Here is a 16,525-nt window from a genome sequence, read left to right as displayed (position 1 = left end):
ATGACGACCGTAGCCGCGATCCAGATGGTTTCCACTCCCCACCTTGAAGACAACCTGGTCACCGTGCGCCGCCTCGTGGCCGAGGCCGCCGGCAAGGGCGCGACGCTCGTGGCCTTGCCCGAGTACTGGCCGATCATGGGCATGACCGACGTCGACAAGGTGGCGCTGGCCGAAGAACCGGGCGCCGGGCCGATCCAGGCATGCATGGCGGAACTGGCGCGCGAGCATGGCATCTGGCTGGTCGGCGGCACGCTGCCGATCGTCTCGCCGAGCGCGGGCAAGGTGCTCAACACCACGCTCGTGTATGACCCGCAGGGCGTGTCGATGAGCCGCTACGACAAGATCCACCTGTTCGGTTTCAACAAGGGCACGGAATCGTACGACGAGGCGCGCACCATCGTGCCGGGCGATACGGTCGGCGTATTCGATGCACCGTTCGGCCGCGTGGGACTGTCGGTGTGCTACGACCTGCGCTTTCCCGAGCTGTACCGCGCGATGGGCGAGTGCGCACTGATCATCGTGCCGGCCGCGTTTACCTACACCACCGGCCGCGCGCACTGGGAAGTACTGCTGCGGGCGCGCGCCATCGAGAACCAGTGCTATGTGCTGGCCGCGGCCCAGGGCGGCATGCACGTCAATGGCCGCCGCACCTGGGGCCACAGCATGCTGGTCGACCCGTGGGGCGAGGTCAAGGCGGTGCTGCCGGAAGGCGAGGGCGTGATTGCGGGCGAGCTCGATCCGGTGTTCCTGCTGGGAGTGCGCGACAGCCTGCCGGCGCTGCGGCACCGGAAGATGTAGTACAGGTAGTGTACCGGGCGCAGCGATGCGAATAAACGGGATATGGCACAATGCCCCTTCCAACCGACCGCATGAATCGACCCACAATGACGCCATTCGAACCGAACCTGTCCTCCATCGCTGTTGCCCGCGACGTCCTCCTGACGCCATTTGGCCTGGACGAAGACAAGCTGCTGCGCGCGCTGGGGACGATGTTCACGCACAAGGTCGACTACGCCGACCTGTACTTCCAGTTCACCAAGAGCGAAGGCTGGAGCCTCGAAGAAGGTATCGTCAAGAGCGGCAGTTTCTCGATCGACCAGGGCGTCGGCGTGCGCGCCGTGTCGGGTGAAAAGACGGCGTTTGCGTATTCCGACGAGATTTCCGAGCAGGCGCTGCTGGACGCTGCTGCCGCCACGCGCACGATTGGACGCCAGGGCGCCGGGCGCATCAAGATCGCGCGCAGCACCCAGCATAGCGGCGGGCGCTCGCTGTACCTGCCCAACGATCCGCTGGCCTCGCTCGATGCGACGGCCAAGGTGACGCTGCTCGAGCGTGTCGAAAAGATGGCGCGCGCGAAAGACCCGCGCGTGGTGCAGGTGATGGCCGGCCTGGCTGGTGAATACGATGTCGTGCTGGTACTGCGCAGTGATGGTGTGCTGGCGGCCGATATCCGGCCGCTGGTGCGCGTGTCGGTCACTGTCATCGCCGAGCAGAACGGGCGGCGCGAAGTCGGTTCGTCCGGCGGCGGCGGGCGCTTCGACTATGGTTACTTTACCGACGAGGTGCTCGACCGCTATGCGACCGATGCGGTCAAGGCAGCCTGCGTGAACCTGGAAGCACGGCCGGCGCCGGCAGGGCCGATGACGATCGTGCTGGGCCCGGGCTGGCCCGGCGTGCTGCTGCACGAGGCGGTCGGCCATGGCCTCGAGGGTGACTTCAACCGCAAGGGCTCGTCATCGTATGCCGGCATGATCGGCGAGCGCGTGGCGGCCAAGGGCGTCACCATCGTCGACGACGGCACGCTGCAGGACCGGCGCGGCTCGCTCAATGTCGACGACGAAGGCAATCCGACCCAGTGCACGACGCTGATCGAGGACGGCATCCTGAAAGGTTATATCCAGGACACGATGAACGCGCGCCTGATGAAGATGCCCGTCACCGGCAACGCGCGCCGCGAATCGTTCGCGCACCTGCCGATGCCGCGCATGACCAATACCTATATGCTCGCAGGCGACAAGGACCCGCAGGAAATCCTGGCCTCGGTCAAGAACGGCCTGTATGCGGTGAACTTCGGCGGTGGCCAGGTCGATATCACGAACGGCAAGTTTGTGTTCTCGGCCAGCGAGGCCTACATGATCGAAGACGGCAAGGTGACGTACCCGGTCAAGGGCGCGACGCTGATTGGCAATGGCCCTGAGGTCATGAACCGCATCTCGATGATCGGCAACGACATGCGCCTGGATTCGGGCGTGGGCGTGTGCGGCAAGGAAGGCCAGAGCGTGCCGGTGGGTGTGGGCCAGCCGACCCTGCGCATCGATGGCGTGACGGTCGGCGGTACGGCTTGATGCCGCGTTGATGCCGCGCTGCTGTGGTATGCGGTAACAAGCTGTCTGTACAAGCCGTCATCGGCGGATAAAGGGCTTGCCAAGTTTTGCGGGTTGTTGCTATAGTCAATTGACCAAACACGGACGACATCATGCGCCTCGCTTTCTTTACCCGCTTTTTTTACTTTAGCCATTCCAGCCTCAGGCGGTGGAACAGCAGCGGGTACGCGCAGTAAAAGTCCCGGCAGCATCCAGACAAACCGCCAGCAATGGCGGTTTTTTTATTGTCAGACACTATAAAACCAAACTCAACCGAGTACGAAAGAGAGTCCAGCATGCCCCGCACCGACGACCTACGCATCCGTGAAATGAAGGAACTGACGCCACCCTCGCACCTGATCCGCGAGTACCCCGTCACCCCGGCAGCCGAGCAGACCGCGGCCGGCGCGCGCGTCGACCTGCACCGCATCCTGCACGGCCAGGACGACCGCCTGATGGTGGTGATCGGGCCGTGCTCGATCCACGACCCGAAAGCCGCGATCGAGTACGCGCGCCGCCTGGTGGAACAGCGCCGCCGCTTTGCCGGTGAACTCGAGATCGTGATGCGGGTCTATTTTGAAAAGCCCCGCACGACGGTGGGCTGGAAAGGCCTGATCAACGACCCGTACATGGACAACAGCTTCCGCATCAATGACGGCCTGCGCATGGCGCGCGAGCTGCTGCGCGACATCAACGAGATGGGGCTGCCGGCCGGCACTGAATTCCTTGACGTGATCAGCCCGCAGTACATCGCCGACCTGATCAGCTGGGGCGCCATCGGCGCGCGCACGACCGAGTCGCAGGTGCACCGCGAACTGGCGTCTGGCCTGTCGTGCCCGGTCGGTTTCAAGAACGGCACTGACGGCAATATCAAGATCGCGACCGAGGCCATCAAGGCCGCATCGCAGCCGCACCATTTTTTATCGGTGACCAAGGGCGGCCACTCGGCCATCGTGTCGACCTCGGGCAACGAGGATTGCCACATCATCCTGCGTGGCGGCAAGGCGCCGAACTACGACGCCGCCAGCGTCGATGAAGCCTGCCGCCAGATCGCCGCGCTGGGCCTGGCCAGCCGCCTGATGATCGACGCGTCGCATGCCAACAGCTCGAAAAAACCCGAGAACCAGGTGCCCGTGTGTGCCGACATTGCCACGCAGATCGCGGCCGGCGACGATCGCATCGTGGGCGTGATGATCGAGTCGAATCTGGTGGGTGGACGTCAGGATCTGGTGCCGGGCAAGGAGCTGACCTATGGCCAGTCGGTGACCGACGGCTGTATCGACTGGGACAGCAGCCTGCAGGTGCTCGATGGCCTGGCGGCCGCGGTGCGCCAGCGCCGCCTGCGCCAGGAATAATCAAGCAGGCATAAAAAAACGGCGCACCGAGGTGCGCCGTTGTTCTATCTGCTCGCCGCGATCAGAACTTGGCGGTCAGGTTCAGGAAGATATGACGGCCCATCGCGTCATACACCTGCGGGTAGGTGTTGCCGTTGCCGAAGACGGCAGCAACCACGCCCGACAGCGGTGGATCCTTGTCCAGCGCGTTGTTCATGCCGGCGCGCAGGGTGAAGTTGCGGTTGATCTGCCAGCTGCTGACCAGATCCAGGTAGTTGCGTGCACCGAGGCTTGCATCCGCTGGTTCCGATTCGGTGTCCAGATCGACACCGCGCACATAGCGCCAGGTCGCGCCCAGTTCCACGCCATTCCATGGGGTGCCCCAGACAGCGCGCACCTTGTGACGCCATTTTGGCAGCGGCACGCCGCAGGTAGGACCGTGCAGGCCGGCGCACTCACGCGTATCGCCGCCTGGCAAGTCCTGTTGCTTGAACTCTTTCAGGTACGTGCCCATCAGCGACAGGTTCAGGCTGCCCCAGTCGCCCAGCTTGGCGTTCCAGTTCGCGCCCAGGTCGATACCCTTGGTCGACGACATGCCCAGGTTCTGGTTGGTGGCGACGATCTGCGCGGTTTCCAGTGCCCACAGGGTGCCCAGACGGTCACGCGTGATCAGCGAGCAGAACGTCGGGTCGCCCGTTGCCAGGCAGCTCTCGAGGCTGGTCGTTGCGGGCAAGCCGCCGATGATTCCCTTGACCTTCATGTCGAAGGCGTCGATGGTGACCGACGTGTTGCGCGTCGGGGTCAGCACCAGGCCCAGCGTGTACGAGTCGGATTCCTCTGGCGCCAGGTTCGTGTTGCCGCCCGTGATCTGGTTGTACTGCTGGGCTGGCGAATCGACGATGTTGCCGTACTGGGCCGCCGTGACGCCGGTGCGTGCGCACTGCGCCAGGGTAGCGGTCGGGGCTTCGCCGGCGCATGGGTCGGACGACATGTCGTACAGACCCAGGCCGGCCGGCGTGTACAGTTCGACCACGTTGGCGGCGCGCGCGGCGCGCTGATAGCTGAAGCGGAACTTGGCTTCCTTGATCGGTGCCCATTCGATGCCCGCACCATACGAGCTGGTCTTCTGGCCGGTCGAGTAATCCGATTTGCGGTAGCTGGCCGTGACGTTGAGCTGGTCAGCAAACGGTTGCTTCTGCAGAATCGGGATGCGGGTTTCGGCGTAATAGTCACGCACGCTGAACTGGCCGCTCACGTTCTTGGTCGGGCCGCCCTGGCCGGCCAGATCGCCCGATTCGAAGGCTGCATCGTTGTCCAGCGACAGTTTTTCGGTGCGGTGTTCCCAGCCCAGCGCCAGGCCGATGCCTTCGGTGCTGGTCGGGAGCTTCAGGCCGTATTCGCCCAGGTCGGTCGACAGGTTGACGCCTTGCACGGTTTGCGACGTGTTGCCGCGCTGGAAGCCCGGGGTTTGCAGGTAGGTCAGTGCTTCCCTGGTGACGCCGCCGAGGCTCCAGATATTGTAGGGCACGCAGTTCGGATCGATGCCGTTCAGGGTACTGCGGCAGACCGGTGCACCGTTGGCGCCGGGGACGACGTCCAGTGCCCGCGCGCTGCGCGCCACCGAGAAGTCGTTGAAATAAGTTTCGGCGTAGCGAACCTTGCCCACCTGGGCGAAGACGTCGTACTTCCAGTTGCCGACATCGCCCTTGACGCCGACCACGCCGCGGTAGGACGTGTGGTTCAGATCGTCGCGGCGGCCACCGCCTTCGACGTTGCGGCGGAAGATGACCAGGTCGGCCGTATCGCCAGGGGCGTTCAGGCCCAGTGTCCGGCGCCAGGCATTCGACAGCAGCGGGTTTTCGAAGGTGATCGCATTGGCGCCGGAAGCGTCGAGGCCGAACAGGCCGGACGGCGCGATCTGGGCGACGGTGCTGTCATCGTGGAAGCTGGCCTCGCCGTAGACGCGGGTCTTGTCGTTGATGTCGTAGTGCGTGAACGAGCTGAACGTGTAGCGCTCGGATGGACGGCGGAAATAGTTCAGCGGACCGAAGTTGTAGGCATCGTTTGCGCCGATATACGGACGCACGCCGCCATTCGCATCGGCCACGGTGAAGCTGCGCGTGCCGACCAGGAAACGACCCGGGAAGCTGGTGCCGGAGCCGCCGCAGTTGAACGTGTCGCCCGTGGTGGAGCCGCCCAGCGAGCAGGCCGTGAAGTCACGCTCCGACTGCAGCAGCGGGTCTTCCTTCTTGTAGCCCAGGAACACCACGGCATTGCCGCGGCCGTCGGCGAAGTTGCCGCCCATCGTCAGGCTGATGTCCTTGACCTTGGCGTCGGCGCTCTTGTCGCCCGGCAGCTGGAAGTTGCGGCGCGTGGCGGCATCGGCCGCCGGCCCGCCGTTTTGCTGGTGGTTGTAGAACTGGTAATTGCTGTCGATCTGGACGCCCTGGAAGTTGTCGTCCATGATGAAGTTGACCACACCGGCCACGGCGTCGGAGCCGTAGATGGCGCCGGCGCCGCCGGTCAGCACTTCGACGCGCTTGACCAGGCCCACCGGGATCTGGTTCAGGTCGGCGGCCGGATTGCGCGGGCTGCCTGCTGGCAGGCGGCGGCCATTGACCAGCACCAGGGTGCGGTCGGCGCCGAAGTTGCGCAGGTTGACAGTCGCGGTGCCGGTCGAGCCGTTCGAGACCGAGCCGCCCTGGTCGGCGAAGACCTGGGGCAGGTTGTTGAGCAGGCTCTCGACCGAACGCACACCTTCGAGTTTGATGTCCTTGGCGTTGACGACGGTAACTGGACTGATGCTTTCCAGGTTGGCCGTGGCGATGCGTGAACCGGTGACTTCCACGCGCTGAGGTTCGCCTGTGGCGGGCGCCGTGTCCTGGGCGTGGGCCGCCGAGAACGCGACGAGCATGCCGCCTGCACAGATCAGTCGAACCGATCGAGATAACACTGTTTCAACCATCATGTCGATTTTCCCAGGTAAGACCTGCAGGGCGGATGTCGCCTGCAGTGATGTCATTGGATTGCCACCGCGAATAGCGGCGTCGAATTTTTACTACTTGGCAATAAAAACATTTCCGGTAAGGCAGTGTCAACGTATAAAGTCTTTACGAATCAAAAATACAACTGTGCGCCAACTAGTCTGTACAAGTATGCATTTTGGTGCTAGCCATGATTCCGACATGAAAAATAATATGTGGAATATATGAAGGAAAATATAGTTTGTTCGGTATTTAATGCGGTGATTTTTAGAATATTTGGCAGATATTGCTGTTCGGCGTATGTATGCAGAGTCGTCGATGACACGTTGTCGTCCCGATTTAAATGTCACAAATGTCAGTACATTCGATAACCCGTATCTATTCCCGCATGACATCCTGCATCTGTCAGCCCACGCCGATATGCGCTATCGTGTCGGGTTCGCAACGCCTGTATCGGGTTAGTGAATTTCGCGGGAAATGGCACATTTGCCTGGTCCCGGTTCGGGAGTGTCATGCTTGCTTATATCGTCCGGCGCCTGTGGCAAATGTTGCCGACCATGGCGGGTGTCGTGCTGCTGGTGTTCATGCTGTTCAACTGGGTCGGCGGTGATCCGGCCTATCTGTTGGCGGGCAAGATGGCCGATGCGAACGCCATCGAGAACATCCGGCGCCAGCTGGGCCTAGATGAGCCGTATCCGATACAACTGTGGATCTTCGTCAAGCAAATCGTCACGTTCGACTTCGGCAATGCCTGGAGCACGGGCGAACCGGTGGCGCAGATCATCACCAGCCGCCTGGGGCCATCGCTCACTGTTTTGATCCCGCTGACCGTGCTCGAAGTGTTCTTCGGCATTGCGCTGGCGCTGGGGATTGCCTTCGTGCGCGGCTCGCTGACCGACCGCGCCGTGATGGTTGCCTGCACGGTGGGCATGTCGATCTCGATCCTCGTGTATATCTCGGTGTTCCAGTACGTGTTTGCCTACCAGCTGGGCCTGTTTCCGGTGCAGGGCTGGGGCAGCAGCCTGGGTGAGAATCTGCTGCACTACGCGCTGCTGCCGATCATCATTGGCCTGGCGGTCTCGATTGCGCCGACGCTGCGCCTGTACCGCAGTTTCGTGCTCGACGAAGTGGGGCAGGACTACGTGCGCACGGCGCGCGCCAAGGGCTTGAGCGAACGCCGCATCGTCTGGGTGCACGTGCTGCGCAATGCGGCCATTCCCATCATCACGCACGTGATGGCGAACCTGCCGGCGCTGCTGATCGGTGCTTTCCTGCTCGAGCGTTTCTTCGGCATTCCCGGCATCGGGCGCGAAGTCATTCTTGCCGTTGAACGCAGCGACTTCCCGGTGATCAAGGCGATCACGGTCTACGTCGCGGCCGCGACGATGGTGTTCAATCTGCTGGCCGACCTGCTGTACCGCGCCGTCGATCCGCGCGTGCAATTCCGATGATGACGATGCAGACATCCGACGATTCAGCCGGCCTGTGGACGCTGGCCTGGCGCCGCCTGCGGGCCGACCGCGTGGCGATGGCGGCGCTTGCCGTCGTGGCCGGCTTTTTGCTGCTGGTGCTGCTGTCAAGCACGGGCCTGGTGGCCGCCGACTGGGAAGACGAAGTGGCCGTCAATTACGCGCCGCCGGGCTTTGTCGGCGCCGATGCGACGGCGCGCGCGCTGGCGCAGGCGCAACTGCCGCGCGCCACGCCGCCGAATGCGTTCGATCCGCTCGCGGCCGAACTGGCAGCCTTGCAGGCCCAGGTGGCGGCAACGCACCCGCCGGTGGCCAAGCGCACGACGCTGCTGTTTGGCGCCGATAAATGGGGCCACGACATCGTCAGGAAAACGATCAAGGGCGGCGAAACGTCGATCGTCGTCGGCCTGGTTGCGGCGCTCTTGGCCGTCACGCTGGGCACGCTGTTCGGCGCCGTCGCCGGGTTCTTCGGTGGCTGGGTCGACGATCTGTTCAACTGGTTCTACAGCATCTTCACGTCGATTCCGTCGATCCTGATGATCCTGACCGTGGCCGCCGTGCTGCAGCAAAAGGGCGTGACGACCATCGTGCTGATCCTGGGCCTGACCGGCTGGACGGGACCGTTTCGCCTGATGCGCGCCGAGTACATCAAGCACAGCGCGCGCGAATACGTGATGGCGGCCAACGCCATCGGCGCATCGAACTGGCAGCGCATGTTCGGGCACATCCTGCCGAACGTGTCGCACGTGGCGCTGGTGCAGATGTCGATCCTCGTGGTCGGCTTCATCAAGGCCGAAGTGATCCTGTCGTTCCTGGGCTTCGGTGTGCCGGTGGGCACTGTCTCGTGGGGCAGCATGCTCAACGAAGCGCAGAATGAACTCATCCTCGGCAAGTGGTGGCAACTGGCGGCCGCGGCTGGCGCCATGGCGGTGCTGGTCACCAGTTTTTCGCTGTTTGCCGACGCCTTGCGCGACGCGCTCGACCCCAAGATCAAATGACCCAAGAAACCATGCCTTTGCTCCGGGTGCGCGATCTGCGCATCGCGTTCCGGGTCGACAAGCACCGCACCAGCGCCGCGCTGAAAGGCGTCTCGTTCGACGTGCCGGACAACACCACGGTGGCGCTGGTGGGCGAATCGGGCAGCGGCAAGTCGGTCAGTTCGCTCGCCGTGATGGGGCTGCTGCCGCCCGAGACGACGATTGTCGATCCAGCCTCGCGCATCGCGTTTGCCGGCCGCGAGCTGCTGGGTCTGCCGCTGGCGGCGCGGCGCGCCTTGTGCGGCAAGGACATCGCGATGATTTTCCAGGAGCCGATGTCGTCGCTCAATCCCGTGTTCACGGTGGGGTTCCAGATCGGCGAAGTGCTGCGCCAGCACATGGGCATGGACAAGCGCGCGGCGCGTGCCCGCACGCTCGAGCTGCTGGCCGAAGTGGGCATTCCCGATCCGGCGCGCAAGATCGACGCCTACCCGGGCCACCTGTCGGGCGGCCAGCAGCAGCGCGTGATGATCGCGATGGCCATTGCCTGCGAGCCCAGATTGCTGATTGCCGACGAGCCGACCACGGCGCTCGACGTGACGATCCAGAAGCAGATCATGGACCTGATCGCGCGCCTGCAGCGCGAGCGGCGCATGGCTGTGCTGTTCATCACGCACGACCTGGGACTGGTGGGCGAAATCGCCGATCGCGTGATCGTGATGCGCCACGGCGAGGTGCGCGAGGAGGGCACTGCCGCGCAGGTATTCGGCGCCCCGCAGGACGCCTATACCCGTGCACTGCTGCATTGCCGGCCATCGCTCGATGCGCGTCCGCTGCGCCTGCCGGTGATCGACGATTATCTGGCAGGGCGCGTGCTCGCTGGTGCGCAACTGCCGCAGCGTGTGCGCGGCACGCATGCCGGCGATGCGCCGCTGCTGGTGGTCAGGAATCTGGCCAAGAGTTTCTGGACGCGCGAGGGCCTGTGCGGCAAGCGCGAATTCAAGGCGGTGAAGGATGTGTCGTTCACGCTGGCGCGCGGCAAGACGCTGGGCGTGGTCGGTGAATCGGGATCGGGCAAGACGACGGTGGGCCTGACGCTGTTGCGGCTGCACCGCGCAACGGGCGGCTCGGCGCTGTTTGAAGGGCGCGATCTGGTGGCGATGTCCGACCGCGAATTCCAGCCTTACAAGCGGCGCATCCAGATCATTTTTCAGAATCCGTATGCCTCGCTCAATCCGCGTTTCACGGTCGGCCAGATCCTGCTCGAACCGATGCGCATCCACGGGATCGGCGCGCACGAGGCCGAGCGCGCCGCGCTGGCGCGCACCCTGCTGGGGCGCGTCGGCTTGCCGGACGCGGCCTACGGGCGTTATCCCCATGAATTTTCGGGCGGGCAGCGTCAGCGCATTGCCATTGCGCGCTGCCTGACGATGCAGCCCGAGATCCTCGTCTGCGACGAATCCGTCTCGGCGCTGGACGTGTCGGTCCAGGCCCAGGTGCTGAACCTGCTGCAGGATTTGCAGGACGAATTTGGCCTGAGCTATATCTTCATCTCGCATGACCTGTCGGTGGTGAAGTACATCTCCGACCAGGTGATGGTGATGCAGAACGGCGGCGTGGTCGAAGTCGCCGATGCCGATGCGCTGTACCGCAACCCGCAACATCCGTACACGAAGTCGCTGCTGGCGGCGATTCCGCGCGGGGTGTAACGACGGGTCGTTGCCGATGCCGCGAAAGACCGTTGCGAATATGCCAAACAGGCTGCCGAAACAGGTCGCATTCCTGTGCCGCCAGCGCAATTCACGTACACTGTGACGATGCCCCAGTTAGTCGAACTCATTCAAGTCTATGGCGTGCTGATCGTGTTCGGCATCGTTCTCGTCGAGCAGTTTGGCTTGCCCATTCCCGCCTACCCGATCCTCATCGTGGCTGGCGCGCTGTCGGTCGAGGCCGATGTCAGCTGGCAGCTCGTGTGGTTGGCCGCCATCAGCGCCTGCCTGATCTGCGATGTGTTCTGGTTCCGTGCCGGGCGCTTCTATGGCAAGCGCATCCTGCGGTTGCTGTGCAAAATTTCCCTGTCCCCCGATTCGTGCGTCAACCAGACCGAAGACCGCTTCAGCCGGTTTGGCGTGAAGTCGCTGCTGGTGTCCAAGTTCATCCCGGGCTTTAACACCATCGCCGCGCCGTTGTCGGGCGCGATGGGCGTGGCCCCGAAGCCCTTCCTGCTGTACGCTGTCACGGGCGCGGCGCTGTGGAGCGGCGTCGGCATCCTGCTGGGCGCCTGGTTCCACGACAGCGTCGACGACGTGCTCGACATTCTGTCGACGATGGGCAGCACGGCGCTGGTCGTCGTCGCCAGCGTGCTGGGCCTGTTCATCGCCTTCAAGTATGCCGAGCGGCGCCGGCACCGTTCACGCAGCGGCGCCGAGCGCATCGAGATGGCCGAATTGCTGGCGCTGATCGACAGCGGCGCACAGCCGGTGCTCATCGATGCGCGCAGCCTGACGGCGCAGGATCTTGAAGCGCCCATTCCCGGCGCGCTCATTTTCCGCGCGTGCGAGCCGGGTAAATTAATGGCATCGCTCGACCGCAAGCGCGAGATTGTGGTCTACTGCAGTTGTCCCGACGACGTGACGGCCGCACAGGTTGCACACCAGTTCGCTGCCAACGGCTTTCGCCGCGTGCGCGCGCTCAAGGGCGGGCTCGATGCCTGGAACGGGCGGGGCGACGTCACATCCTCGCTCGATCCGGCGCCTTGCTGACCGGTCTTCGGCACAGCAGAGTGTACAGGTAGTGCAATTACGATGAAAAAGCGGTTTTTTTACGTAAGTAAGCCCTGACACATGCCATTGTCTGTAGCAAAACTACAGATAGTTCTTGTCTTGAAGGCAAAATATTTAGTAAGCTTGCGGCTTCGCCTTTACTGTGCCCGCAATGACCGCTTCCATGTCCATGACTGAGTTCCCCCGCCTGCATGCTGGCGGCCCCCGCCTGCTGGCCGATATCGGCGGCACCAATTGTCGTTTCGCGATCGAGCGTGGTCCTGGTCAGCTCGAGGGCGTCGAAATCCTGCCATGCGCCGCCTATGCCACGCTGGGCGACGCAATGCGCACTTACCTGGCTGGTCCGACCGTTCAGGCGCTGACCTCCAGTCCCATCCGGCATGCGGCGCTGGCAATTGCCAACCCGGTCACGGGTGACTATGTGCGCATGACCAACCACCACTGGGAATTTTCGACCGAAGCATTGCGGGTCGAATGCGGCTTCGAGATCCTGATGGTGGTTAATGACTTTTCGGCACTGGCCCGTTCGCTGCCGCATCTGGGCGAGCACAAGCGCCAGGTCGGCGGCGGCGTGCCACAGCCGGACACGGCGCTGGGCCTGATCGGCGCCGGCACCGGCCTGGGCGTGTCGGGCCTGATCCCGTGCGCCAGCTCATGGACGGCATTGCGCAGCGAAGGCGGGCACGTGAGCTTCGCGCCCATCAACGACGACGAAATCGCGATCCTGCAATTTGCCTGGCGCGAATACGACCACGTCTCGTTCGAGCGCTTCCTGTCTGGCGCCGGCGTCGAACTGATCTACCGCGCGCTGGCCGATCGCGCCGGCAGCCCCAACGAGCGCCTCAGCGCTGCCGAGATTTCGCGCCGCGCGCTGTCGGGCGAGTGCCCGCTGTGCGACGACGTGCTCGAAGCATTCTGCGGCATGCTGGGCACCGTGGCCGGCAATCTGGCCGTTACGCTCGGCGCGCAGGGCGGTATCTATATTGGTGGCGGCATCGTTCCCCGCCTGGGCGCGCGCTTCGACCGCTCGTCGTTCCGCCGCCGCTTCGAACAAAAAGGGCGCTTCGTCCATTACCTGACGGCCGTGCCGACCTACGTCATCACCGCCGAATACCCGGCCTTTGTTGGCGTGTCAGCGATTTTGTCCGAAAAACTGTCAGACTGACGCCACTAGCTATCCGCCGCGTGGCTGGTCGCTTGTCCACTACGCGGTTTTATCGGGTACAATGGCCGCCAGTTGCAAGAAACGTCGTCGTCCCTCCGCGTGCCGCACAGGCCGCTCCCCGGCGCCTCCCGAACATGGCGAGTGCGCCGATGCGCCGCGTTTCCCAACGAGCATCAACATTCAGAGGCAGGTTGCCCGCGACGGGTTCCTTGTCCGTCGTGTAATAGACTGTCCGGCGCATCAGCCCCGGACCCACGGATTCCAGTATCAGGCAGCAAATCGCAAACAGCAGGCTAGCCGCCCATGCGCCGGCGTCGCTCGTTGCGCGGTTGCCGGGCGCTAACCGTGTTTGCCCTTGTTCTGTTGCGCGGATTCTGTTTCTGCTACCGCTATTGTTTGTGGATTGACGACATCGCACTATGAATACTGACGAGGCCAAGCGCGTCCTCGAAACCGCCTTGCTGTGCGCCCGCGAGCCAATGTCGATCCACGGCATGAAAAAGCTGTTCGCCGACGTCGATGCGAGCGGTCGCAGCCAGGGCGCCGGCGTTGGCGCCGATACGATCAAGATTTTGCTGGAAGAACTTCGCCAGGACTGGGACGGCCGCGGCATCGAGATCGTCAGCCTGGCCTCGGGCTGGCGTTTCCAGAGCCGTCCCGAAATGAAGCCATATCTCGACCGGCTGTCACCCGAGAAGCCGCCGAAGTATTCGCGGGCGACGCTGGAAACGCTGGCCATCATTGCCTATCGCCAGCCGGTCACGCGCGGCGATATCGAAGAAATTCGCGGCGTGGCGGTCAATTCGCAGACGATCAAAATGCTGGAAGACCGCGGCTGGATCGACGTGCTTGGCCACCGCGAAGTAGTAGGGCGCCCGGCGCTGCTGGGCACGACGCGCCAGTTCCTGGATGACCTGGGCCTGGCGTCGCTGTCGCAACTGCCGCCGCTGCAGGCGCTGGCCGAGGGGCCGGACGCACGCAGTCTGGAAGCACTGGAAGCAGCACTGAACGACAATTTTGAGAAGGCGGACGCCGGCGCGCCCGTCCCACATCCGGACACTTCACCGATTGAAGTGTCGATACCAGACCTGACAGACGACGGAATTGCCGAGGCGGGTCAGCACAATAAAGATACGAATGATGAACCCAACTGAACCAACCGAAAACAAGCCTGTCGACGCAGCCGAGACCGCCGCCGCCAAGCCAAAGCGCCGCACCAAGGCTATGATTGCAGCCGAGGCTGCTGCTGCCGGGTCCGCGCCGGTCGACGCCGCCGTGGAAGCGCCGGTCAAGGCAAAGCGCACCCGCAAGGTCGCCGTCGCCAGTGAATCCGGCGCCGCCACGCCAGTCGCTGCCGAGTTGGCTGGTGATGCACCAGCTGCCGACGCGCCAGCCGCGAAAGTGCGCAAGCCGCGCGCGATGAAGGCCGCCAAAGAAGTCCAGGCTGCCAAGGAAGAGCTGGCCGCAGCGCCGGCCGCCGACGGCGCCGAGGCAGCACCTGCCCCTGCACCGAAGCCACGCGGTCCCCGTCAGATGCGCGAAAAGCGCGCCGAACGCGAAGCGCTCGAGCAGCTGGCGGCGCCTGCCGTTGCTGCGGCCGACGCTGCGCCAGAAGGCGACGCGCCGGCGGAAGCTGCTGGCGCCGAGGCTGCCGTCGACGGCGCGCCGCAAGGCCGCGGCCGTGGCCAGCAAAAGCCGGGCATGCGCAACCAGCAAAGCAACCGTCCGGTGCAGGGCGCCGGTCGCCAGGGCCAGCCGGTCAAGCAGATCGGCCGCAACGGCAAGCCGGGTAAACCCGGCGGCAAGCCGCAGCCGATGGACGAGGCCGATAACGTGTTCTCGTTCGTCACGTCGGACGATTTCGATGCCAACGACGGCGCCCGCCGCAATGCGCCGGTCAAGGCCGTGCGCCGCGACCTGACCGCGGACGACGACGCGCCGAAGCTGCACAAGGTGCTGGCCGAAGCGGGCCTGGGTTCGCGCCGCGACATGGAAGACCTGATCGTTGCCGGTCGCGTGTCGGTCAATGGCGAGCCGGCCCACATCGGCCAGCGCATCCTGCCGACCGATGCGGTGCGCATCAACGGCAAGCTGATCCAGCGCCGCGTGAGCAGCAAGCCACCACGCGTGCTGGTGTACCACAAGCCGGCCGGCGAAATCGTCAGCCATGACGATCCGGAAGGTCGTCCGTCGGTGTTCGATCGCCTGCCGTCGATGAAAGCAGGCAAGTGGCTGGCCGTTGGCCGCCTCGACTTCAACACCGAAGGCTTGCTGCTGTTTACCACGTCGGGTGACCTGGCGAACCGCCTGATGCACCCGCGTTATAATATCGACCGTGAATACGCGGTGCGCACGCTGGGCGAGCTTGAAGAAGGCATGCGCCAGAAACTGCTGGCCGGCGTCGATCTCGACGACGGCAAGGCGGCATTCTCCAAAATCCAGAACGGCGGCGGCGAAGGCATCAACCGCTGGTACCGCGTGGTCATCGGCGAAGGCCGTAACCGCGAAGTGCGCCGCATGTTCGAGGCGGTCGGCCTGACCGTCTCGCGCCTGATCCGTACCCGTTACGGCGCGATGACCCTGCCAAGTGGCCTCAAGCGCGGTCGCTGGGAAGAATTCGAAGAAAACGATGTCCGTTCGCTGATGACGGCCTTTGGTGTCGAGAAAAAAGCGGCGCCGGAGAAAAACGCCAAGTCGGGCGGCAAGCCGGGCAAGGGTCCGCGTCCGAACGGTGCGCGCGACAGCGAGCGTGGCAATGAGCGTGGCAACGAACGTGGAAACACGCGCGGTCCTGAGCGCGGCAACGTGCGCAGCGCCGGGGCCGACGATGAGCGTGGCAACGACCGCAGCGATGGCAACCGCATCGACCGCGCCGACGCCAACCGCAATGTCGATCCGTTCGGTCCGCAGGCAACGCGCGTGGGCAGCACCCGCGGCCAGGGCATCCTGAATGGTCCGGTGCCTGGCAACAAGCCAGTCGGTGGTCGTCCGGGTGGCCAGGGTGGCGGCAAAGGCCGCGGCGCCGGTTTCGGCGGCGGGCAGGGCAGCAAGACGGGTGGTGCTGGCGCCAGCAGCCGTCCACGTCAGCCCGATCCGCTGCAGACCACGTTCGGTTTTGCCAACACCGGTGGCGGCGCACGCCGCGGCGGTGCGGGCGGCGGCCAGGGTCCGCGTGGCGGCGCCGAGCATGCGGCACCGCGCCGCGGCCGTCGCGGCTAAGCCCAATTCAGGGCGGGCTGCCGATGGCAGTCTGCTAACTGTTGTATAGCTGCTCATTTTGGCGTGCGGATTGCGAGGCACGCCGAAAAGCAGTATAATTTGCAGCCTAATCGAAGACCTTCCCGACGTGTTGTTCAGCGTGCATCCGGTGTAAGCGTCATATTTTGATTGGGGTGTAATGACAAAAAGATGGGCAGATGCCCATTTTTTTTTTGGTAAATCGTTTTAGAA

The 16,525-nt window shown here is 64.0% G+C and carries 11 protein-coding genes; 10 read left to right on the top strand and 1 reads right to left on the bottom strand.

Annotation, left to right across the window (positions count from 1 at the left end):
* The 3 genes from NX775_RS12845 to aroG all read left to right on the top strand — a co-directional run bounded on the left by NX775_RS12845 (window position 1) and on the right by aroG (window position 3,718).
* On the top strand, window positions 1–798 hold the full coding sequence (locus NX775_RS12845; RefSeq protein ID WP_258836362.1) for a carbon-nitrogen hydrolase family protein: 798 nt from the start codon (window positions 1–3) through the stop codon (window positions 796–798).
* A gap of 86 nt (window positions 799–884) precedes the next feature.
* Window positions 885–2,345, top strand: a complete 1,461-nt coding sequence (gene tldD, locus NX775_RS12840) for a metalloprotease TldD (protein WP_258836361.1) — start codon at window positions 885–887, stop codon at window positions 2,343–2,345.
* Window positions 2,346–2,659: 314 nt separating this feature from the next.
* A complete protein-coding gene (aroG, locus tag NX775_RS12835; protein WP_258836360.1) occupies window positions 2,660–3,718 on the top strand; it encodes a 3-deoxy-7-phosphoheptulonate synthase AroG in 1,059 nt (352 codons plus the stop codon).
* Window positions 3,719–3,779: 61 nt separating this feature from the next.
* Here aroG and NX775_RS12830 read toward each other — a convergent pair whose 3' ends face one another.
* A complete protein-coding gene (locus NX775_RS12830) occupies window positions 3,780–6,611 on the bottom strand; it encodes a TonB-dependent receptor domain-containing protein (RefSeq protein ID WP_258836359.1) in 2,832 nt (943 codons plus the stop codon).
* A 582-nt stretch (window positions 6,612–7,193) separates the two neighbouring features.
* On the opposite strand from NX775_RS12830, the gene NX775_RS12825 reads away from it, so the two are divergent.
* The 7 genes from NX775_RS12825 to rluB all read left to right on the top strand — a co-directional run bounded on the left by NX775_RS12825 (window position 7,194) and on the right by rluB (window position 16,294).
* Entirely contained in the window at window positions 7,194–8,132 is a 939-nt protein-coding gene (locus NX775_RS12825; RefSeq protein ID WP_258836358.1) for an ABC transporter permease, read from the top strand.
* Window positions 8,132–9,148 (top strand): ABC transporter permease, encoded by a 1,017-nt coding sequence (locus NX775_RS12820; protein ID WP_258836760.1) that lies wholly within the window; start codon window positions 8,132–8,134, stop codon window positions 9,146–9,148. Before NX775_RS12825 ends, NX775_RS12820 begins: the two co-directional genes overlap by 1 nt.
* Entirely contained in the window at window positions 9,145–10,836 is a 1,692-nt protein-coding gene (locus tag NX775_RS12815) for an ABC transporter ATP-binding protein (protein ID WP_258836357.1), read from the top strand. The genes NX775_RS12820 and NX775_RS12815 overlap by 4 nt, the downstream gene beginning before the upstream one ends.
* Before the next feature lie 108 nt (window positions 10,837–10,944).
* Window positions 10,945–11,889, top strand: coding sequence for a VTT domain-containing protein (locus tag NX775_RS12810; protein ID WP_258836356.1), 945 nt, complete (start codon window positions 10,945–10,947; stop codon window positions 11,887–11,889).
* A gap of 184 nt (window positions 11,890–12,073) precedes the next feature.
* A complete protein-coding gene (locus tag NX775_RS12805) occupies window positions 12,074–13,075 on the top strand; it encodes a glucokinase (protein WP_258836355.1) in 1,002 nt (333 codons plus the stop codon).
* Window positions 13,076–13,494: 419 nt separating this feature from the next.
* Entirely contained in the window at window positions 13,495–14,229 is a 735-nt protein-coding gene (scpB, locus tag NX775_RS12800; protein WP_183549464.1) for an SMC-Scp complex subunit ScpB, read from the top strand.
* On the top strand, window positions 14,216–16,294 hold the full coding sequence (gene rluB, locus NX775_RS12795) for a 23S rRNA pseudouridine(2605) synthase RluB (protein ID WP_258836759.1): 2,079 nt from the start codon (window positions 14,216–14,218) through the stop codon (window positions 16,292–16,294). The genes scpB and rluB overlap by 14 nt, the downstream gene beginning before the upstream one ends.
* Window positions 16,295–16,525 lie beyond the last annotated feature (231 nt).

Origin of the sequence: Massilia aurea, from assembly GCF_024753205.1 — a bacterium.
GTDB classification, from domain to species: domain Bacteria; phylum Pseudomonadota; class Gammaproteobacteria; order Burkholderiales; family Burkholderiaceae_D; genus Telluria; species Telluria aurea.
The sequence above is the reverse complement of the archived record's forward strand: the minus strand, read 5'-3'. Positions and strand labels throughout refer to the sequence as shown.